We start from the raw sequence: 21,111 nt of genomic DNA on the forward strand, positions 1-21,111 counted from the left end.
AGTTTTAGGGGTGTTTTTCTTAAGAATTTAGGTTTTTTATAGATTATTATGTTATTATTATACGAAATGTAGACTTTTAGAAGGAAAAATGTTGTATGAAAAAGTTTGTAGTGTTTAAAACGCTCTGTTTATCGGTAGTGTTAGGTAATAGTCTTTTGGCAGCAGAAGGTAGCACAGAAGTGCAAAAACAATTGGAAAAGCCAAAAGAGTATAAAGTAGTGAAAGGCGAGAAAAACGCTTGGTATTTGGGGATTAGCTATCAAGTCGGTCAGGCTTCACAAAGCGTCAAAAACCCTCCAAAGAGCAGTGAATTTAACTATCCTAAGTTCCCTGTGGGTAAAACCGACTATCTAGCCGTTATGCAAGGTTTAGGGCTTACTGTGGGTTATAAGCAGTTTTTTGGAGAGAAGAGATGGTTTGGTGCACGCTATTACGGCTTCATGGATTATGGGCATGCCGTATTTGGAGCGAACGCTTTGACATCAGATAATGGTGGGGTGTGTGAGCTTCACCAACCATGCGCGACCAAAGTAGGGACAATGGGCAATCTGTCTGACATGTTCACTTATGGTGTGGGTATTGACACTTTATACAATGTCATCAATAAAGAAGATGCGAGTTTTGGTTTCTTTTTTGGGGCTCAAATCGCGGGCAACTCTTGGGGTAATACGACAGGGGCCTTTTTGGAAACTAAAAGCCCTTATAAGCACACCTCCTATAGCCTTGATCCGGCGATTTTCCAGTTCCTTTTTAATTTAGGGATCCGCACCCATATTGGCCAGCATCAAGAATTTGACTTTGGCGTGAAGATTCCTACTATCAATGTTTATTATTTTAACCATGGGAATTTGAGCTTCACTTACCGCCGTCAATACAGCCTTTATGTAGGGTATCGTTACAATTTCTGATTTAAAACGCTTGTTTTTCTCTAATTGGATTTTCAATTAGAGTTTTCTTGCATAAACCACCGCTTTCTTTTGAAACATTTTTTAAAGTTTTTTGAAAATTAGAATTAAAATCTTTTTGATCATGTTATGATAGTTCAAAAATTTAACAAGGATTAAGCATGTTATATTCCTCTAAAATCCAATCCCTTTCAGAATCCACAACGATCGCTATCAGCACGCTCGCTAAAGAATTGAAATCGCAAGGAAAAGATATTTTAAGTTTTTCAGCGGGCGAGCCTGATTTTGACACCCCGCAAGCGATTAAAGATGCGGCTATAAAAGCCCTAAATGACGGCTTCACCAAATACACGCCGGTGGCTGGGATTCCTGAATTACTCAAAGCGATCGCTTTTAAATTGAAAAAAGAAAACAACTTGGATTATGAGCTGAGTGAAATTTTAGTGAGTAATGGCGCCAAGCAAAGCCTGTTCAATGCGATTCAGGCCTTAATAGGGGAGGGCGATGAGGTGATTATCCCTGTGCCTTTTTGGGTAACTTACCCTGAGCTTGTGAAATACAGCGGAGGGGTGAGTCAATTCATTCAAACCGATGAAAAAAGCCATTTTAAAATCACCCCCAAGCAGCTTAAAGACGCCTTAAGCCCCAAAACGAAAATGCTCATTCTCACCACCCCATCAAACCCTACCGGCATGCTTTATAGCAAGGCGGAATTAGAGGCTTTGGGCGAAGTTTTAAAAGACACTCCAATTTGGGTGCTTAGCGATGAAATTTATGAAAAGCTTGTTTATAAGGGGGAGTTTGTTTCTTGTGCGGCGGTGAGTGAAGAGATGAAAAAACGCACCATTACCATTAATGGCTTGAGCAAGTCAGTGGCGATGACAGGCTGGCGTATGGGCTATGCGGCGAGCAAGGATAAAAAATTAGTCAAATTGATGAATAACTTGCAAAGCCAATGCACTTCCAATATCAATTCTATCACGCAAATGGCTTCTATTGTGGCACTTGAGGGGTTGGTGGATAAGGAAATTGAAACGATGCGTCAGGCTTTTGAGAGGCGCTGTGATTTAGCCCATGCAAAAATCAATGCGATTGGAGGGTTGAATGCTTTAAAACCTGATGGGGCGTTTTATCTGTTTATCCATATTGGTAGCCTTTGTGGGGGGGATTCGATGCGATTTTGCCATGAGTTGTTAGAAAAAGAAGGCGTGGCGTTAGTGCCTGGAAAGGCTTTTGGATTGGAAGGCTATGTCCGTTTGTCTTTTGCATGCTCAGAAGAACAGATTGAAAAGGGGATTGAACGCATCGCTCGCTTTGTCAAATCAAAGGGATAAAAAATTGGTATTTAAAAAAGGGGGGACTTAATCTTGTTTGGAATTTGATATTGTGGTTAGTGGCATAGCGTGGTATAATGGTTGGATTTAAAAGTTTGAAAAGTGCAGTTTTCATAACTAAAATAGATTTTAAGGAATAATTATGGCAATAAGATTTGATCACAACAACAATAACTCTGATATGTGTTAATCAATATGTTGATATTCTTTATCAATGAATGAAGGCTCTTATATACTGATAGGCGTTTGAAAGAATAATCTAAAACCCCAATGAAACACCCCCTAGAAGAATTAAAAGACCCTGTAGAAAATCTTTTGCTATGGATTGGGCGCTTTTTGCGTTACAAATGCACGAGCCTGTCTAATTCCCAAGTGAAAGATCAAAACAAGGTTTTTGAATGCTTGAACGAATTCAATCATGCGTTCATCAATTCAAGCCAATTGGAAAAAGTTTGCAAAAAAGCCCGCAGTGCCGGATTACTAGGTATCAACACCTACGCATTGCCCCTACTCAAATTTTACGAATACGCTCAAAAGCTTTCTTTAAAATCGCTCAAAAGCATTGATGAAGTCATGTTGGCTGAATTTTTGAGTATTTATACCGGAGGTTTGAGTTTAGCCACTAAGAAAAATTACCGGATCGCTCTATTAGGGCTTTTTAGCTATATAGACAAGCAAAATCAAGATGAAAATGAAAAATCTTATATTTATAATATCACGCTTAAAAACATTAGCGGAGTCAATCAAAGCGCGGGCAACAAGCTCCCTACTCATTTAAATAATGAAGAATTAGAAAAATTTTTAGAGGGCATTGATAAAATAGAAATGTCCGCTAAAGTGCGTGCCAGAAACCGCCTGCTCATTAAAATCATCGTTTTTACAGGCATGCGTTCTAACGAAGCCTTACAGCTTAAAATAAAGGATTTTACTTTAGAAAATGGCTGTTACACGATTTTGATTAAAGGTAAGGGCGATAAATACAGAGCGGTGATGCTCAAAGCTTTCCACATTGAGAGCCTTTTAAAAGAATGGCTCATAGAAAGGGAATTGTATCCTGTTAAAAACGATTTATTGTTTTGCAACCAAAAAGGCAGTGCTTTAACGCAAGCGTATTTGTATAAGCAAGTGGAACGCATCATCAATTTTGCAGGACTCAGGCGAGAGAAAAATGGGGCGCACATGTTAAGGCATTCTTTTGCGACCTTGCTTTATCAAAAACGCCATGATTTGATTTTGGTTCAAGAAGCTTTGGGGCATGCGAGCTTGAATACGAGCAGGATTTACACGCATTTTGACAAAGAGCGTTTAAAAGAAGCGGCGAGCATTTGGGAAGAAAATTAAAACACCCCCCTACTCCCTTAAGAAAATCATTTTTACTATAAAACAACTAAAACCCCCATTTTTTAATAAATCAAAGAGTTTTTAGCTCGCTCATTTAAAATTTTGCTTTCAAATTCTAACAGCCACTTTTTGACTTCTATGCCCCCATTATACCCCCCTAAAGCACCATTTTTACGCACCACTCTATGACAAGGCACGATCAAAGAAATAGGGTTATTGCGGTTAGCGTTGCCAATCGCTCTGCACGATTTAGGGTTATTAATGAGCTTTGCGATTTCATCGTAACTTTTTGTTTTACCATAAGGGATAGTTAATAACGCAGACCAAACTTGTTTTTGAAAAAAAGTCCCTATCAAATCCAAAGGCGTATCAAATTCAAAAAGTTGTCCCAAGAAATAACGCTCCAAGGCTTGAACGCTGAGTTTTAATGGGGTATTCATAGGGGTGTGATGAGAAAAATTGGCCGCATCAAAATCCAACCTTAATAAATGGCTCTCATTAGTGCACAAATGCAAATACTCTAAAGGGAAACTCTTAGGGGTCTTAAAATAGTAGTGGTATAAAACCATCAATTAAAAAAAGAGTTTGTATAAAATAATCAACAGCGACAAACCATACACCCCCAAAATCAAAGCTTTATGCATTTTTTCATTCAAAAGCCCCATGATCCATTTAATCCCAATGCTCACGCCCATAACAGAGCCTAAGCCCACAATCGCCCCTGCTAAGAGCACTTCTTTATTGATGATGTGGTGATAGATTAAAGAAAAAGCTCCTGAAATAGAAGAAAACAGAATAAAAAATAACCCCAACGCCACGCATTTTTTAGAATCATACCCTAAAAAATAATGCATCAAAGGCACCATGAGCATCCCCCCACCAATCCCTAAAGTGATGGCAAAAAACCCTGTGAGCGCGCCAATTAAAAATAATTTTAAACCTTGCAAATGATAGCGTTTAGTATCCGCTATCAAATCTTTTTTTTTGGGTTTCACAACAAATTGGATCATAGAATACACAACTAAAAGCGCGAAAATAACCATTAAAATTTTACTGGAAACGATTTTTAAAACAAATCCGCTAAAACTCGCCCCTATCAGCCCCCCTGCCCCTATCAACAAGCCTAAAGAAAAATCAAGCGACTTTTTTTTGAAATTCAAAACAGATCCCACGAACGATGAAAGCGCCATTTGCAAAATGGAAATCCCAATGGATTCTTCAAAAGAATGCCCGGTTGCGAGCATGATAGGGACAATGATCAACCCCCCACCAATGCCAAAAATCCCAGATAGAATGCCAGTAAAAAGCCCTATCGCTATGTATAACACATAAATATCCATAAAAACCCTTAAAAAAGTAAAACCCCTCTTAAAAGAAAATTAAAAATAACCCTATTCTAATCAAACACCAATAACCAAACCCCCTAAACAACGCTTTTAAAAGTGATGCTTTTATTGGTCTGTTTTGTTTTTGCAACACAAAACATGCGAATCTTCATTGGGTTCGCTGACTGAAAGGTTTCTTAATTCATAAGCCAGTTTGATAGACGCCGTAGCGTCATCCAAGCCAAACCCCCCTTGAGCTAAAATCTGTTTGTAGCTTTCTATATACAGGTTATCAAAGCTCTGCGTGAGATTGACTTCTTCGCCCTCTAGGATCATTTTATGATAAACTTTTTCTTTAGCCACTCCCATGTGTTCTGGATTGATGGAAAAAAACCATCTTATTTTGGCATGCTCTAAAAAGAGTATCCCGCACACGCAATCAGGCTCTTCTCTATTGATAACCTTGTCTTTAACGCCTCCAAACAAATACAATAAAGTGTCAAAAATATTCACTCCCATTTGAGTGGCTAACCCCCCGCTCCTATTCACATCCGCTCGCCATGAAGAAAAATACCATTTCCCTTGAACGCTGATATAAGTGAGCGTGATGTCAAACACCTTGCTAGGGTTTTTGTCTAATTCGCTCTTGATTTTTTCTTTCAAAGCCAGCGTGTCGCAATGCAAGCGTAAGGGTAAAAGACTAAATACCCTTTTTTGGTGTTTCACCTCCAAATCTTTCAATTCTTGTATTTCGCCAGGGTCTAAAACTAAGGGTTTTTCACAAATCACATGCATGCCGTTTCTTAACCCGAAACGGATGTGATCAAAATGCGTGTGCGTGGGCGTGCAAACACTCAAATAGTTGATTTCTTTACCCATAGCCTTAGATTGCTCTAAATGCTTTTCAAAATCTTCAATGTTTGTAAAAAACTCTGATTGCGGAAAATACTCATCTAAAACCCCCACGCTATCATGAACATCAAAAGAGCAATCCAAAAAATGCCCAGTATCTCTAATCGCTTGCAAGTGCTTGGGAGCGATAAACCCCCCTGAACCAATCATCGCAAAAAGCATTCATCTTCCTTAAATCATTTTGAATCTCATTTTAGCAAAGATTAGCTTATTTAAGCTTATATTATTGGCAATTAAAACACTCCACCGATCGATCCAACACGCTTTTTTCATCTATGCTAGGGCTTTCGCTGCGCAAATAATAAGTGGATTTGAGTCCTAATTTCCAAGCGAGCGTGTAGATTTCATGCAAGGTTTTACCGCTAGCGTTTTCTATGCGTAAAAACACATTAATGCTTTGGCCTTGATCGATCCATTTTTGGCGCACGGCCGCTGCTTTAATTAAATCTTTAGCGTCAATATCATAAGCCGATGTGTAAAAATTCCAAGTTTCTACGCTCAAATTAGGCACTACCACAGGAATTAGCCCGCTCAAATTTTCTTCAAACCATTTTTTCTTATAAATGGGTTCAATCGTTTGGGTTGTGCCTACTAAAATAGAAATGGAGCTTGTGGGAGCGATCGCCATTAAATAGCCATTACGCATGCCATTAGTTTTGACTTTTTCCCTCAAACCTTGCCAATCGCAAGCATGATTAAAAAGCCCTTTTTCGGTGAGCTTTAAGGCTTCATTGTTGGCTTTATCAATAGGGAAAATCCCCTTACTCCATTCTGAATTTTCAAAATCCTTATAAACCCCTTTTTCTTTCGCTAGATTCGCGCTCGTGTCAATCGCATGGTAGCTGATTTGCTCCATTAAAGCGTCAATTTTTTCTAAATGCTCTTTAGACCCCCAAGCGATTTGGTGTTCTGCGAGCATTTGCGCTTCACCCATAACCCCTAACCCTATGGCTCTATTTTGTAAATTAGTGGCTTTGACTTTGCGGTTAGGGTAGAAATTCAAATCAATCACATTGTCTAAAAGCCTAACCATGATCGGCACAACCCTTTTAATGTCTTCTTCAGTGTTGATTTTGCTTAAATTGATGCTCGCCAGATTGCACACCGCCGTTTGCCCGTCTTTAGCGACTTTAGTAGCGATATAGATTGGCTTACCCTTTAGAATATCCGTGCTAGTGAGCTTGTTAGCGCATTTAGTGATATTACTATCTGTCGTTACCAACTCTTTTTCTTCAAAAAACTCTATGGTGCCATCGGTGTATTCTATTTGCATGTAGTAGTGGTTAGGCGCGGTGTTTTGAAAAATCTCCGTGCATAGATTGCTGGATCGAATGATTCCTGCATGAGCGTTTGGGTTGCACCGATTGGCGTTATCTTTAAAGGCTAAGAAAGGCAAGCCGGCTTCAAAATAATTCATTAAGATTTTTTTCCATAAATCTTTAGCGTTGATGTATTCTTTAATGATTTTGGGATCTTTTTCATACTCTAAATAGCGTTTTTCAAAATCCTGCCCATAAAGCTCAGTCAAATCCTTACACTCATAAGGGTCAAACAAAGTCCACATCGCGTCTTCTAAAACCCTTTTCATAAACAAATCGCACACCCAAATGGCCGGGAACAAATCATGCGCTCTTCGCCTTTCATCGCCGCTATTTTTCCTTAAATCAATGAACTCCATCACATCAATGTGCCAGATTTCCAAATACACCGCAATCGCGCCCTTTCGTGTGCCTAATTGATCAACCGCAATCGCCACATCATTAGCGATTTTTAAAAACGGGATCGTGCCTGCGCTCGCATTTTTATGCCCATCAATATAACTCCCAATAGAACGCACCAAAGAAAAATCCCAGCCAATCCCTCCGCCGTATTTGGACAATAGCGCCATTTCCTTATAGCTGTCAAAAATCCCCTCAATGTTATCCGGCGTGCTGCCAATATAGCATGAGCTTAATTGGTGCTTGGTGGTGCGCGCGTTCGCTAGAGTGGGGGTTGCACACATCGCTTCAAACTTGCTTAAAACTTCATAAAATTCTAAGGCGATTTTATTAGGTTCTTGTTCGTTTTGCGCCAAAAACATCGCAATGCTCATAAACATGTGTTGGGGCAATTCAATAGGGTGATTGTTAGCGTCTTTTAACAAATAGCGATCATACAAGGTTTTAATCCCCAAATAATTGAATTGGAAATCCCTTTCAGGCTTGATCTGGCTATTTAAAAACTCTAGATCAAATTTTTCCTTAAAGCCCTTAAGGATGCGGCCCTTTTCTTCAGCGTTTTCAAAATACTCTTTCAAATGCCTATACCCTGTAAAACCGCTTACTTTATGGTATAAATCATACAAAAAAAGCCTTGAGGCGACAAAGCTCCAATTAGGCGTGCCAATATCTATCTTATCCACAGCGGTTTTAATCAAAGTTTGTTGGATTTCTTCAGTAGTGATCTTGTCCCTGAATTGCAACCTCGCATCCACTTCCAGCTCACTTTGGCTCACGCCCTCTAAATTGTCCGTAGCGTCCTTAGTGTATTTTTGGATTTTGGTAATGTCCAAAGGCTCAATGCGCCCGTTTCGTTTAACCACCGTAATCAAAATTTTTCCTTTAAATCAAATCGTTTTCTTTTAAATTTGGCATTGTATCAATAAAAAACTTAAGAAAAAGAAAAGTTCAAGTTGGATTTGTTCTATTAATGAAAATGAGTTTTAAAGTTTCTTTAATTTTTTTACTCCCCCTCCATTTAATGCTATTTGAGTTAAATCACCACCCCCATTTAGCGCAAAGCTTAAGAAAACCTTGAAACCCTAAAATGACCAAACCCTCTACAAGGAGATTGCTAGGATGCCCACAATACGCCGAAATTTCATGCATAGCGATAATAAAGGGTATCGTTAAAAGCATCACATAAAAATCCCTTAGCCTTGCTCCTAACACAGCGTCATAAAACGCACCAAAAAACCTAGCCTTAAAAATGGCTTTAAAAAACTTGGGGAATCCTTGCCAAGTTTCAATCATTAAATAACCTACCGACCTGCCTTTAGGATTAAACAAGAGATTAGACAACAAAGCCGCTATTAGACCCACTAACCACACATAATAGCTGTATTTAGGGTCAAAAAGCGGATCGCTAGCTGAACCATTTATGTCATAAAAAATCCTAGTGGTTATGGAGATACATCCTCCATAGACTAGAGCCATTGCCCATCGATATTCCAAATCGCTCAAACGCTCTTTTGAGCCATTCAAGTTCTCTTTTGTAGTATCCATGTTATTTCCTCCCCCCCCATCACCTTGGATCATTTAAGATCACCAAGCATGCCCAAAACTATAGCCGTAATCATAAAGATCACGGATAGGTTCTCTTGGGGCTTGTGGCTCTCTAGTCTGAGGCTCTCTAGTTTGAGGCTCTCTATCAACGCCACGGATATAATCTTCTACCCTATCGCCTACTTCAGACCCAATATATCCTCCTATTGCACCACCAACAAATCCGCCCATTTTATCACCAACAAAACCCCCAACACCACCCCCTATAAATTTGCCTAATTCACCCCTTGCCTCTATTTTAGGACCAGCTATAGCCACATTAGCCATTGCACCGCATAAAACCACTACACAACTAAATGCTTTTAATCCACTCATAACAAATCCTTTCATAAATTGAGATTCAAAAATTGAGACTCAAGGCATGTTTGGCACACCTTGATAAGAATATTTATACCACAATCGCATTAAGAGAATTGTTATAGATCGGCAAAAGATCACAAGAAGCTCAATAAGTGTTTTATTTATTCACAAATTATTAGGATTAAGGTAAATCGTTATTTAAAAATACGCTCAATAAAGTTTTAAAACAGCAATTCTTTTCAAGCTCTTTAAGATTTCTTAAAAAACTTAAAATACCCGTTTTCAATGTTAGTTTGAGGGGCGCGTGAAAGGCTCAACGAACCACTAGGAATGTCTTTAGTGATGGTGGTGCCGCTGCCAATTAAAACATTAGAGCCGATATTTATAGGGGCGACTAGCTGGCTATCGCTCCCTATAAAGACATTTTCACCGATGATCGTTTGGTGTTTCTTTTTACCATCGTAATTGCAAGTGATCACGCCAGCCCCTATATTTGTGTTTTTCCCTATCTCGCAATCCCCTAAATAGCTCAAATGCCCCGCTTTAGCACCTTGGAGTTTAGCGTTTTTAGTCTCTACAAAATTCCCCACATGGCTATCACAAATCACGCTTTTAGGGCGCGCATGGGCAAACGGCCCCACACTGCTATTAATAATTTGACTCTCTTCTATCACGCTATAAGCCTTAATGCGCGCGTTTTCTATCAAGCAATTCCCACTCAAACGCACCCCTTGCTCTAAAACGCACTCCCCCTTAAAACTCACGCCTTTTTCTAAATAAATGCTCTTTGGTAATTGCATCATCACCCCCAAGTCCATGGCGTTTTTTCGCAGTCTTTCTAACATGATTTCTTCAGCCTTCGCTCTTTCTGTTTGGCTATTCACCCCTAAAAAACACTCTTCTTCTAAAAAAATAGCGTCAATTTTTTCATTTTCATTGATGCCTAGGGCGATCAAATCCGTGAGGTAGTATTCTTTTTGGGCGTTTTGGTCATTAAGCTTGAGCAAGTATCTTTCTAAAAACTTTCTTTCAAAAAAATACACGCCAGCGTTCACGCTTTTAATTTTTTTTTCTTCATCATTAGCGTCCTTTTCTTCTACAATCTTTTTAGCCTGGTGGTTTTCTAAAACAACGCGCCCATAACCTTTAGGGTCAGCTAAATGCAGTAAGCCTATGGCGTTATTCTGGCTTTCTAATAAGGGGGTGAGGGCGTCTTTAGTGATTAAGGGCATGTCCGCATTCAAAATCAAAACCCGCTCATGTTTCGTAGAAATAGGCGTTTTATCTTTTTGCATGATGGCCCCACCTGTCCCTGAATATTTTTCCACGATTTGAGCGTGAAAAATAACGCCCTTAAAACGCTTTGACACCGCTTCTTTAATGCGTTCTTGTTGATGGTGTAAGACAAGATGCACATCATCACTGATTGAAAAAGCCACTTCTAAAATGTAAAACAGCATAGGCTCTCCGCAAATCGTGTGTAAAGTCTTAGGTAGACTAGAGTGCATGCGAGTGCCTTTGCCAGCGGCTAGTATGATGACAGAAAGCATTAAAATCCTTCAATTTATGGGGTTATTTTAGGGAATTTTAACATGCCTTATCTTATAATTTGACTTCGTTTCATCAAAGATTTAAGGCTAGAATTTTGCGTTTTTTCATTTTTTTCATTCTCATTTGCCCTTTAATGAGCGCTGATAGCGCTTTGCCTAGCGTCAATCTCTCTTTAAACGCTCCTAATGATCCTAAACAGCTCGTAACCACCCTTAATGTCATTGCCTTACTCACGCTTTTAGTTTTAGCCCCATCGTTGATTTTAGTGATGACGAGTTTCACCCGCTTGATCGTGGTGTTTTCTTTTTTAAGGACCGCTTTAGGCACGCAACAAACCCCACCCACTCAAATTTTAGTCTCGCTCTCTTTGATATTGACTTTTTTTATCATGGAACCTAGCTTGAAAAAGGCTTATGATACAGGGATCAAGCCTTATATGGATAAAAAGATTTCTTACACCGAAGCGTTTGAAAAAAGCGCTCTGCCTTTCAAGAAATTCATGCTTAAAAACACACGAGAAAAGGATTTAGCCCTTTTTTTTAGGATTAGGAATTTGCCTAACCCTAAAACCCCTGATGATGTGAGCTTGAGCGTTTTAATCCCGGCGTTTATGATAAGCGAATTGAAAACAGCGTTTCAAATCGGCTTTTTACTCTACTTGCCTTTTTTGGTGATTGATATGGTCATCAGTTCTATTTTAATGGCGATGGGCATGATGATGCTCCCGCCTGTAATGATTTCTCTGCCTTTTAAAATTTTAGTGTTTATTCTGGTGGATGGGTTTAATTTATTGACCGAAAATTTAGTGGCGAGTTTTAAAATGGTTTGATATTAAAAACATTCAAGCCATAAAAGGATAGCTTGAAATTAATTTAAAACTCATAATTCAAATACGCTGTAATGGATCTCCCTGGTGCTGGCTCTCTCCCTGTAGGGCTTGTGCCAATCCCCCTAAAATAATACTTCATGTTAAAAAGGTTATTGATTTGCAAACTCCCTGTGATTTTATGCCTACCGCTTTGCCATAAAACGGAGCTTACTTGGACATTCAACACAAAATACAAGGGCAATAACCCCACTGAATTACAACCATACTCTAACCCCCCTGTGTATTCTGGGTTTAAGGGCAGACACACGGTTTGATCTTTGGCCTGATTGAGCATAGAACTATAAGCGCGACTATAAAAATAGCTACTGATTCCAAAAGTCGTGTGCTTGTAAGTATACATCATGTCAAATATAAATTGGTTAGGGCTCACATAAGGCAAACGCTTCCCTTTAATATCAAAGGGTTTATTGACAATGCCTGTAAAATAATAAGCAATATCATCAGCGTTAGAAGTGATGCGCGCATCAATATAAGTGTAAGCCACATGAAATTGCAAACCCCTAATCGGCGCGTAATACAATTCTAATTCCACCCCTTGACTCCTAGCATTCACAGGCTGTGGACTATAGCCTCCCGCATAGTAACGATTGGCAAAAATCACAAAATAATTGGTGTTAAAGCTCAATAGATTTTTATAACTATAGCGTTGCCCCACTTCAATTTCATTGAAAATTTGGTTGTAATTAGTCCTAGTAATGCCTACCATTGTGTGTTGTGGGGGGATAAAACTGCGGCGGTAGTTCGCATACCATATCCAATTTTCCATAGGTTTATAGCCAATGTTAAGGGCGGGACTCCATTCGTTTTGACGCTGTTTTTTACTGGTCCATACGGAAAAATCGTTCTTTTCTGGCTCTTTGTTATCGTAGTTTAAAAAGGTGTATCTAAGCCCTGGAGTTATCACCAATTTAGAATCAAAAAGTTCTATTTTATCGCTCAACCATACCGCTGTATAGTTGTTAAACATTTCTTGATTGTTACTAGGCTTTTTAGAAAGAACATATGGGGGCATATGGCACACCCCATCAATAATATCTGATTTTTCGCATGTGCTTTGATCGGATCTAATGAACATGTCCATCGTCATAAAACGCATGCCCACGTTAAAAGTTTGCTTAACTTTATTGGTATTGACGACTAAGTTCAAATTAGGCTCAAAAGCGTTCATCACATAACGCCTTAAATGATCAAAAATAAAAAATCCTGGATAATTTTGATTGGTATAAACAGGGCCTAATTTAGGATTGGTATTGACATTTAAATAGTTAGAATCAAATTTAAAATCCCTTGACATGTCATGCCCATAGTAACTGAAAGTGAAATCCCCCCCTACCCTATCCGTGTCCCCAAAAAAGTTTTGATACACAGCTCCCCATCGCTTCGCTCTCCCGCTTTTATCGTTGTTAGGGCGGTTGTTTTGAAAACGATTTTCATTATAGGCAGCTATACCTAAAGACCCAGGGTCTGTTAAAAAATAGCTGTAATATTGAAAAAAAGCAGTGATTTTATTACTATCATTAATTTGATACAACGAATCTAGCAAGTAGTTTTGAATGTTGGTAGGGCTGTTGTATCTAAACCCTTGCCCTTTGAGCCAATTGACTTGAGCTTGGATTCCAAAATGCTTATTCATCATGCCCCCTGTTCTTAAATAGGTGTTAAAAAGCATGTTATTAACTAAGCTTTTGTCAATGTTTTTAGAATTTTGATTGAAAAACCCCCCATTTTCAGATTTGCCCCAAAAAGTGGTCCTCTCGCTCACCTGACTTTCCCACTTGGTAGGAATGCCTTTGGTGATAATGTTGATCACACCGCCAAAAGCGTTAGGGCCATAACGCACGCTCTCCCCACCCTTAGTTACGCTGATTCTATCCACAGATTGAAAGGTTACAGGAAAAATAACCGTGCCAATTTCAACATAGGGCGCGACATAAATAGGAATCCCATTGACTAGAATCATTCCCGTATTAGAATGCCCTGGGCCTCCCGCACCAAACCCCCTAATGGAAATGCTAGGCACAGCTCCAATACCGGTAGAGTTTCTAATATGCACGCCTGGCACATTTTGTAAAGCTTCTTCAATGCTTTGATTCGCGCTTTTAGTGAGCTGTTTGTTAGAAATCACCGTGCGAGAACCCATATAGTTTCTAACTTCCTTGCTCCTCCAGCTTAAAGGCGCTTCTTTATCGTTAGCCACCCCTGAAGCTTCTACCCTTTCCAAATTGTGGGTTTTTACAGCATGCGCGCTATGACTCAAAACAGCCAAAGAGACTAAAATCCTTTTCATTTACCACCTTTTATGAAAAATGTTCTTTTTTACAACAAGGTGAAATTTATAATAACTATTATTAGTTTTAGCTTAAATTTTTAAAAAATTATTATTTAGATAATATTAATGACTTTTTTATCAAAAATACCGATTAATGCGAATGTTTATAGAAAAGATTAGGATATAAAGAAAAATAAAAATTTTTTAATATTTCTAATGAGGTGAATTTTAAACGGACAAAGGGTTTTTAAACCCTTTTATGGCTAGCCTTTTTAAACCAAAATTTGAGTCGCATAAAAAGCTATCAAGGAAAACGCATACGCCACAACGGTTGTGAAGATGAATAAATACGCCACAAACTTTATCCCCCCAGCTTCCCTACCAAAAGTAATGGTCGCTGCAAAACAAGGGATATAAAACATCACAAACACGATAAAAGCGATCCCGCTTGGCACGCTGACTTCTTTTCTTAAGATCCCTCTAAAAGCGTCAGATTTTTCATTTTGATCCCCTAAAGAAAACAACACACCCAAAGTAGAAACCACCACCTCTTTAGCCATAAATCCGGTTACAAGCGACACACTCAAACGCCAATCAAAATCCATAGGGCTAAAGACTTTTTCTAAATACGCCCCACCTCTTCCTACAATGCTGTTTTTTAAATTCTTTTTATCCAATTCTGCTTTTAATTCTTTTAATTTTTCTTCTTTGGCTTCGCTTGAAAGAGTGGTATCCTTATTGACCAATAAGCTTTCTTGTTTATAAGTTTTCATAGCCGCATCGCTTTTAGGGTATTGAGACATAAACCAGATTAAAATCGCTCCCACTAAAATGTAAGTCCCGGCTTTTTTTAGGTAGGAAAGCGATTTGGTGTAGATACTGAAATAGACCATTCTCCAACTGGGAAAGCGGTATTTGGGCATTTCCATGATAAAAGATTCGGTTTGTCCTTTAAACACGCTTAATTTGAGTAATTTGGCCATCACTAACGCCACAACCGCCCCCAAAATATAAATACAAAACAGCACAAACCCCGCGCTAGAAGAAGGGAAAAACGATCCTACAAACAGCACATAAATAGGCAGCCTTGCCGAGCAGCTCATAAAGCCGATCACAAAAAGCGTGATCAGTCGTTCGTTATAGTTTTGTAAGGTTCTTGTCGCCATGTAGGCTGGCACTGAGCAGCCAAAACCGGTGATTAAAGGGATAAAACTCTTCCCATGCAAGCCAAATTTATGCAAGATCCCATCCAATAAAAACGCTACCCTACTCATATAGCCTGTCGTCTCTAGTAAAGAAATCCCAAAATACAACACCACAATTAAAGGCAAGAATGAAACCGTCGCTCCCACTCCCCCAATAATGCCATCGCCCACTAAAGACGCTAAATCTTCATTAGCCACATTTTCTTTAACGCTATCGCTCAAAAATTTAAACCCTTCTTCAAGCGCTTTTTGCACTCCCCCTCCTATTAAAAAGCTCAAAGAAAAGATGATAAACATAAACCCTAAAAAAATGAAAATCCCATAACGCGGGTGCATTAAAATCTTATCAATCTTATAAGTGTGTTCAAAACTCGCATTTTGTTTGTTTTCACTGATCACTGATTTAGCGATTCTTTGAGCGCTCTGGCTGTATTTTAAAGACTCCTTGAAGCTTTGAGACGGGACTTTGATGCTTTCATTATTTGTAGTGTTTTGAGAATAAAGCCTGACAATTTCATCTAATAAAAGCTCGGTGTTCAAGCGATCTTCTTTGGATCTTGCGCTTGTAGGCACGCACACAATCCCTAATTCTTGAGAAAGCTTTTCTGTATTGATTTTAATGCCTTCTTTCTTGGCTTCATCCCACATGTTGAGCGCAAGTAGCATTTTTTTATTCGTGTCTAATAGCTGCGCGCTTAAGGCTAAATTACGCTCTAAATTGGTGGAATCCACCACATTGAGAATGAGATCGTATTGCCCTTTTTCTAAAAAATCTTTAGTAACCTTTTCTTCAGTGGTGAAGTCATTGAGCGCGTAAGTGCCTGGTAAATCAATGATAGTGATTTGATGCTCTTTGTGGATCAAGCCCACTTCCATTTTATCCACGGTAACCCCGGCAAAATTCCCCACTTTCAAATGGGCGTTGCTCAAAGCGTTGATGAGAGACGATTTCCCCACATTAGGTTGGCCCACAAGAGCGATAGTGATTTCTTTCACTTCCAATTCTCCAAATAAGTTTTTTTAATTTTTAGTTATATCGTTTTTAGATTAAAAGTTAGCACTATAGCGCTATAAGACTAATTGTTATATAATAAAAGCGAGACAAGAATGTTAAAATGCGAAAGGAGCGTGTAATGTTGTGCGTGTTTGATATAGAAACCATTCCTAGCGTGAGCTTGTGTAAAGAGCATTTCCAATTAGAAGAAAATGATGCGCTAAAAATCTGTGAATTAAGTTTTGAAAAGCAAAAAGAAAAAAGCGGGAGCGAGTTTTTGCCCCTTTATTTGCATGAAATTGTCTCTATTGCAGCAGTCATTGGCGATGATTACGGGCAGTTTGTCAAAGTGGGGAATTTTGGGCAAAAACACGAGAATAAAGAGGATTTTACAAGCGAAAAAGAGCTTTTAGAAGATTTTTTTAGATACTTTAACGAAAAGCAACCGCGCCTAATAAGCTTCAATGGCAGAGGCTTTGATATGCCTCTACTCACGCTCAAAGCCCTTAAATACAATTTAACTTTAGACGCTTTTTACAACCAAGAAAACAAATGGGAAAATTATCGCGCGCGTTATAGCGAGCAGTTTCATTTGGATTTGATGGATAGCTTGAGCCATTATGGATCCGTTAGGGGGTTGAATCTAAATGGCATTTGCTCTATGACGAATATTCCTGGTAAATTTGATGTGAGCGGGGATTTAGTGCATGCGATTTATTACAACCCTAATAGAAGCCAAAAGGAGAAAAAAGAGATTATTGATAGCTATTGCCAGAGCGATGTGCTTAACACTTACTGGCTTTTTTTAAAATACGAAGTGTTAAAAGGGGCTTTAAATAAGGAGCAATACCTTGGGCTATTGAATGATTTTTTAGCCAAATTCCCTAAGGAAAAATCCTATTCAAGCGTTTTTATTAACGCTTTAGAGAAAGAAATTAGGGAGTTTGCTTGAAGTTTTATAATTGTATAAACAATCTATCTAATATTTTTAATAAAGAGTCTTTTATGCCTACAATATCAAAAAATAAACCATATAGTTTTATTAAAAACCTTGAGTTTTACACAATTAAACGCATTAAGGATATGGGATCTCACCCTAGCGAAGACCATTTAAATAAATTGCTAGAATTGTTTAAACAAGATTTAAGTATTGATCTAAAAAGAGAGATAGCAAGCTCTATTGGTAGGCAACTTGATGATGATATTATTTATAATTTTTTAAAGCAAGAAGCTTTTAAAGAACATTACATGGAAGTTGTTTATCAATTTTTACGCACTGCTTTATATAAATCTAAGGATATGCGATTCGCAAAATTATGCGATGACTTGTTGCAATACTATCAAAATGAAAACATGCAAAAAATGAAACAATACTATGACTATCGCCATACCAAAAAACTACCTTTAAAAATTATAGAGAATATTATTAAAAAACCTTCTTTATTAATTGGGGATAATGCACAAACGCTCAATAAAATCGTTCCTAATTCTATCAATCTTATTTTTACTTCACCACCCTACTATAATGCTAGAATTTATAGTGATTATAAAAATTACAAAGATTATCTAAATGCCATGTCTCAAAGTTTAAAAGCTTGTTTTAGAGTGTTAGAAGAGGGGCGTTTTATTATCATTAATGTTTCACCTGTGATTACCAAGAGAGCTGGGCGTGAGTTTGAAAGTGTGCGTTATCCTATTCATTTTGATTTCCATCAAATTTTAATTGACAATGGATTTTACTTTGTAGATGAAATCCTATGGATTAAACCTGATTTTAGCGTGCCTAATCGTATTGGAGGATATTTACAAAATAAAAAACCTTTAGGATACAAGCCTAATTGTGTGAGTGAAAGTTTGTTAGTTTATCGTAAAAAAGCCCCTTTTCTACTAGATAAAAATATTAAAATAGCTGAAAAACGATTAAAACCAAGCAAACAAAATAATACTTTATTTGGAAAAAAAGAATTGCCTATAGAAACTACCAATTGTTGGTATATTACTCCAAAGTCTAGTAAAGACCATCCGGCTGTATTCCCTGAAAGTCTTTGTGAAAGAGTGCTAAATTACTACTCTTTTGAAAATGAAGTTGTATGCGACCCTTTTGCCGGTAGTGGTACTTTTGGAATGGTTGCAAAATCTATGGGGCGTATTCCTTTATTATGTGAACAGCATCCAAAATATGCTCAAAATCTAATCAAACTTGGTTTTAAGGAAATCTAAAAATGAATTTTAATGAATTAGCTTTAAATCATACGATTGATTTACTCTTAAAAGGAAAAGATTATAGAGAAGTAGTTTTAAACACTATTAACACAGAGTTTTTAGATTTTGCTATATCTTTTTTTAAAGATATTATTTACGCAAAAATGCATGATAAATCTATAGATTTTAGTTGGTATCAGCAATATGTTTTGGATAATAAAGATCCAAAAGATATAGCCATTCTGTGTGGAACCAATATCAAAACCATTTTTAATACTTATGGGACTTCTACTAAAGAAGTTGTTTTAGATATTGCACAAAATAATTTAAAATATCTATATGAAATATTGCAGAACTTAGAAAACAACAATATGGCAGATTTAGGTATCAATATTAAAATTACCTATAAGGATATTAGTGTTAATTTAGACTTAAAAGAAAGCTTGCTTGTTATTAATGCCTTAGCAACCAAGAAAATTGCTTTGAGAGGAAGTGCATATTCTATGATAGGTAAAAGAATTGAAAAGCCTTTAATGTTAGAATTGTGTAAGCGTTGCTGTATTTCAGAAAGTCATATTGATGCAACTAATTTTAAGAAAGACAAAAAATTGGAGTATGATAGAGAAGTAGATTTTAAACTTTATAATAAGGATAGGAGTAGAGTTTATAGAGTAGAAGTTAAATTAATGAGTAAAGGCAATCCCGAAAGTGCTGATGCGGTCATTGCAAGAGATACAGATATTTTTATAGTTTATACCCTAAGCGAACAGAATAAACAACAGCTTGAAAATTTAAATATTGTTTATTTAGAACTAAAAAATAATTCCAATATTCTATTAGATTTTAAAAAACTCTGTAAGCGTTTAGATATACCATTGATAAATCATGTATGACAAACTTATACTCTATTATTTAAGGTGTTGTGAATTTTAGAAAAACTATCTATTGGAATTTTTCAAAAACCCCTAAAAATATTTTTTATGATTGTTGGAAAATTACCGTGCGCGTTATAGCGAGCAGTTTCATTTGGATTTGATGGATAGCTTGAGCCATTATGGATCCGTTAGGGGGTTGAATCTAAATGGCATTTGCTCTATGACGAATATACCTGGTAAGTTTGATGTGAGCGGGGATTTAGTGCATGCGATTTATTACAACCCACATTTAAGCCAAAAGGAGAAAAAAGAGATTATTGATAGCTATTGCCAAAGCGATGTGCTTAACACTTACTGGCTTTTTTTAAAATACGAAGTGTTGAAAGGGGCTTTAAATAAGGAACAATACCTTGGGCTATTGAATGATTTTTTAGCCAAATTCCCTAAGGAAAAATCCTATTCAAGCGTTTTTATTAACGCTTTAGAAAAAGAGATTAGGGAGTTTGCTTAAAATTCTATTAAAACCCTGAAACTAGGCAAAGACTGCTTAGAAAGAAATTTTTTAAAGTGTTAGAGAAACATGAGCCTAAAGTGCATATCTGCTTGATTTTAGGTCCACACTTGAAGCTGTATTGTGCAATAATCATTGAACGATAAGAATAATATTTTTGAGAAAAAAATAAACGGATCTCCCTCAATCCAAAACAAAACCTAAAACAAAATCCAACCTGTTAGGGTGTCAATCACCTAAAAGTGATACTATGACTGATAAATCAACTTAAAGGCAAAGACATGAATGAAGTGGTTATAGTGGCAGCAAAACGAAGTGCAGTGGGGAGTTTTTTAGGCTCTCTAAAGAGCGTTGGTGCTAGAGAAATGGGTGTTTGCGTGCTTAAAGACGCTTTGAATGCAAGCGGCCTTAAGCCTAGTGATGTGGATTCCGTCATTTTAGGCAATGTTTTAGGTGCTGGTTTGGGTCAAAATATCGCCAGGCAGATCCAACTGGACGCCGGCATCCCTAATGACAAAAACGCTTTTAGCGTCAATATGGTTTGTGGATCGTCTATGAAAGCCATTCAATTAGCGCATGACAGCATCATGCTTGGGCGCGATGAGGTGGTGGTGTGCGGTGGCGTGGAAAACATGAGTGCAGCACCTTATTTGTCGTTTGACATGCGAGAGGGGAAAAGAATGGGGAATGCGAACATGATAGACTCCATGATCCATGATGGATTGTGGGATGCGTTCAATGATTACCACATGGGGATCACCGCTGATAATGTCGCTCAAGCATACCACATCAGCCGAGAAGAGCAAGATAATTTCGCGCTCCAATCGCAACTCAAAGCAAGAGCCGCCATTAATGCAAAGAAATTCCAAGAAGAAATCACGCCTATTGAAATAGCGAATAAAAAAGGCGTGGTGGTTTTTAAAGAAGACGAATACCCTAGAGACACGACTCTAGAATCCCTTGCAAAGCTCAAACCCGCTTTCAAAAAAGACGGCTCGGTAACGGCAGGGAATTCATCAGGGATCAATGATGGCGCGAGTATTATCATTTTATCCCACTAGCACGAAAAACTCCGTCCTTTAGGGCGGAGATGTAAGTGCTTAGCCGTTAGGTATTTGAATGTAATTCTACCTAATCCATTCGCTTTTTAGCGCATTCTATTAAAAATCAAAGTT

Annotated in this window: 16 protein-coding genes and 2 pseudogenes; 9 read left to right on the plus strand and 9 right to left on the minus strand. The window is 37.9% G+C overall.

Annotation, left to right across the window (positions count from 1 at the left end; translation table 11 throughout):
- Positions 1-95 precede the first annotated feature (95 nt).
- The 3 genes from IC572_RS07060 (at position 96) to xerH (ending at position 3,580) form a co-directional block, all read left to right on the plus strand.
- Positions 96-908 carry an outer membrane protein gene (locus IC572_RS07060; RefSeq protein ID WP_033588460.1) on the plus strand — a complete coding sequence of 271 codons (813 nt, stop codon included), beginning with the start codon at positions 96-98 and terminating at the stop codon, positions 906-908.
- 158 nt (positions 909-1,066) lie between these two features.
- Complete coding sequence (locus tag IC572_RS07065; protein ID WP_187855624.1) at positions 1,067-2,239, plus strand: pyridoxal phosphate-dependent aminotransferase; 1,173 nt, start codon at positions 1,067-1,069, stop codon at positions 2,237-2,239.
- A 270-nt stretch (positions 2,240-2,509) separates the two neighbouring features.
- A complete protein-coding gene (xerH, locus tag IC572_RS07070; protein WP_180464061.1) occupies positions 2,510-3,580 on the plus strand; it encodes a tyrosine recombinase XerH in 1,071 nt (356 codons plus the stop codon).
- Between the two features lie 62 nt (positions 3,581-3,642).
- Here the strand turns inward: xerH and IC572_RS07075 are convergent, their stop codons facing one another.
- The 7 genes from IC572_RS07075 to glmU all read right to left on the minus strand — a co-directional run bounded on the left by IC572_RS07075 (position 3,643) and on the right by glmU (position 10,990).
- The gene (locus IC572_RS07075) at positions 3,643-4,149 is read right to left on the minus strand and encodes a methylated-DNA--[protein]-cysteine S-methyltransferase (protein ID WP_187855626.1); all 507 of its coding nucleotides are present in this window, start codon (positions 4,147-4,149) and stop codon (positions 3,643-3,645) included.
- A gap of 3 nt (positions 4,150-4,152) precedes the next feature.
- A complete protein-coding gene (locus IC572_RS07080; RefSeq protein WP_187855628.1) occupies positions 4,153-4,920 on the minus strand; it encodes a sulfite exporter TauE/SafE family protein in 768 nt (255 codons plus the stop codon).
- 111 nt (positions 4,921-5,031) lie between these two features.
- A complete protein-coding gene (locus tag IC572_RS07085) occupies positions 5,032-5,979 on the minus strand; it encodes a Gfo/Idh/MocA family protein (RefSeq protein WP_187855630.1) in 948 nt (315 codons plus the stop codon).
- Positions 5,980-6,040: 61 nt separating this feature from the next.
- Positions 6,041-8,407 carry a ribonucleoside-diphosphate reductase subunit alpha gene (locus IC572_RS07090; protein ID WP_187855633.1) on the minus strand — a complete coding sequence of 789 codons (2,367 nt, stop codon included), beginning with the start codon at positions 8,405-8,407 and terminating at the stop codon, positions 6,041-6,043.
- 166 nt (positions 8,408-8,573) lie between these two features.
- On the minus strand, positions 8,574-9,080 hold the full coding sequence (locus IC572_RS07095) for a hypothetical protein (RefSeq protein WP_000381664.1): 507 nt from the start codon (positions 9,078-9,080) through the stop codon (positions 8,574-8,576).
- A gap of 39 nt (positions 9,081-9,119) precedes the next feature.
- A complete protein-coding gene (locus IC572_RS07100; protein ID WP_187855635.1) occupies positions 9,120-9,455 on the minus strand; it encodes a pantothenate kinase in 336 nt (111 codons plus the stop codon).
- Positions 9,456-9,688: 233 nt separating this feature from the next.
- On the minus strand, positions 9,689-10,990 hold the full coding sequence (glmU, locus tag IC572_RS07105; RefSeq protein WP_187855637.1) for a bifunctional UDP-N-acetylglucosamine diphosphorylase/glucosamine-1-phosphate N-acetyltransferase GlmU: 1,302 nt from the start codon (positions 10,988-10,990) through the stop codon (positions 9,689-9,691).
- 95 nt (positions 10,991-11,085) lie between these two features.
- On the opposite strand from glmU, the gene fliP reads away from it, so the two are divergent.
- Positions 11,086-11,820, plus strand: coding sequence for a flagellar type III secretion system pore protein FliP (gene fliP, locus IC572_RS07110; protein WP_187855639.1), 735 nt, complete (start codon positions 11,086-11,088; stop codon positions 11,818-11,820).
- A gap of 43 nt (positions 11,821-11,863) precedes the next feature.
- Here fliP and IC572_RS07115 read toward each other — a convergent pair whose 3' ends face one another.
- Together IC572_RS07115 and feoB are read right to left on the minus strand one after the other, a co-directional pair.
- On the minus strand, positions 11,864-14,167 hold the full coding sequence (locus IC572_RS07115) for a TonB-dependent receptor family protein (protein WP_127994950.1): 2,304 nt from the start codon (positions 14,165-14,167) through the stop codon (positions 11,864-11,866).
- 254 nt (positions 14,168-14,421) lie between these two features.
- Positions 14,422-16,350 carry a ferrous iron transport protein B gene (feoB, locus tag IC572_RS07120; RefSeq protein WP_187855641.1) on the minus strand — a complete coding sequence of 643 codons (1,929 nt, stop codon included), beginning with the start codon at positions 16,348-16,350 and terminating at the stop codon, positions 14,422-14,424.
- A gap of 137 nt (positions 16,351-16,487) precedes the next feature.
- Here feoB and IC572_RS07125 point away from each other — a divergent pair, with 137 nt between their 5' ends.
- The 5 genes and pseudogenes from IC572_RS07125 to IC572_RS07145 form a co-directional block, all read left to right on the plus strand.
- Positions 16,488-17,300 (plus strand): 3'-5' exonuclease, encoded by an 813-nt coding sequence (locus tag IC572_RS07125; protein ID WP_187855643.1) that lies wholly within the window; start codon positions 16,488-16,490, stop codon positions 17,298-17,300.
- Between the two features lie 53 nt (positions 17,301-17,353).
- Positions 17,354-18,568 (plus strand): DNA-methyltransferase, encoded by a 1,215-nt coding sequence (locus IC572_RS07130; RefSeq protein WP_187846953.1) that lies wholly within the window; start codon positions 17,354-17,356, stop codon positions 18,566-18,568.
- Positions 18,569-18,570: 2 nt separating this feature from the next.
- On the plus strand, positions 18,571-19,443 hold the full coding sequence (locus IC572_RS07135) for a CfrBI family restriction endonuclease (RefSeq protein ID WP_187855645.1): 873 nt from the start codon (positions 18,571-18,573) through the stop codon (positions 19,441-19,443).
- 97 nt (positions 19,444-19,540) lie between these two features.
- A pseudogene (locus IC572_RS07140) lies at positions 19,541-19,936 on the plus strand (3'-5' exonuclease family protein); the annotation flags it as partial.
- Positions 19,937-20,217: 281 nt separating this feature from the next.
- Positions 20,218-20,988, plus strand: a pseudogene (locus IC572_RS07145) (acetyl-CoA C-acyltransferase); the annotation flags it as partial.
- Between the last annotated feature and the right edge of the window lie 123 nt (positions 20,989-21,111).

Source organism: Helicobacter pylori, from assembly GCF_014496485.1.
Lineage (GTDB): Bacteria > Campylobacterota > Campylobacteria > Campylobacterales > Helicobacteraceae > Helicobacter > Helicobacter pylori_DD.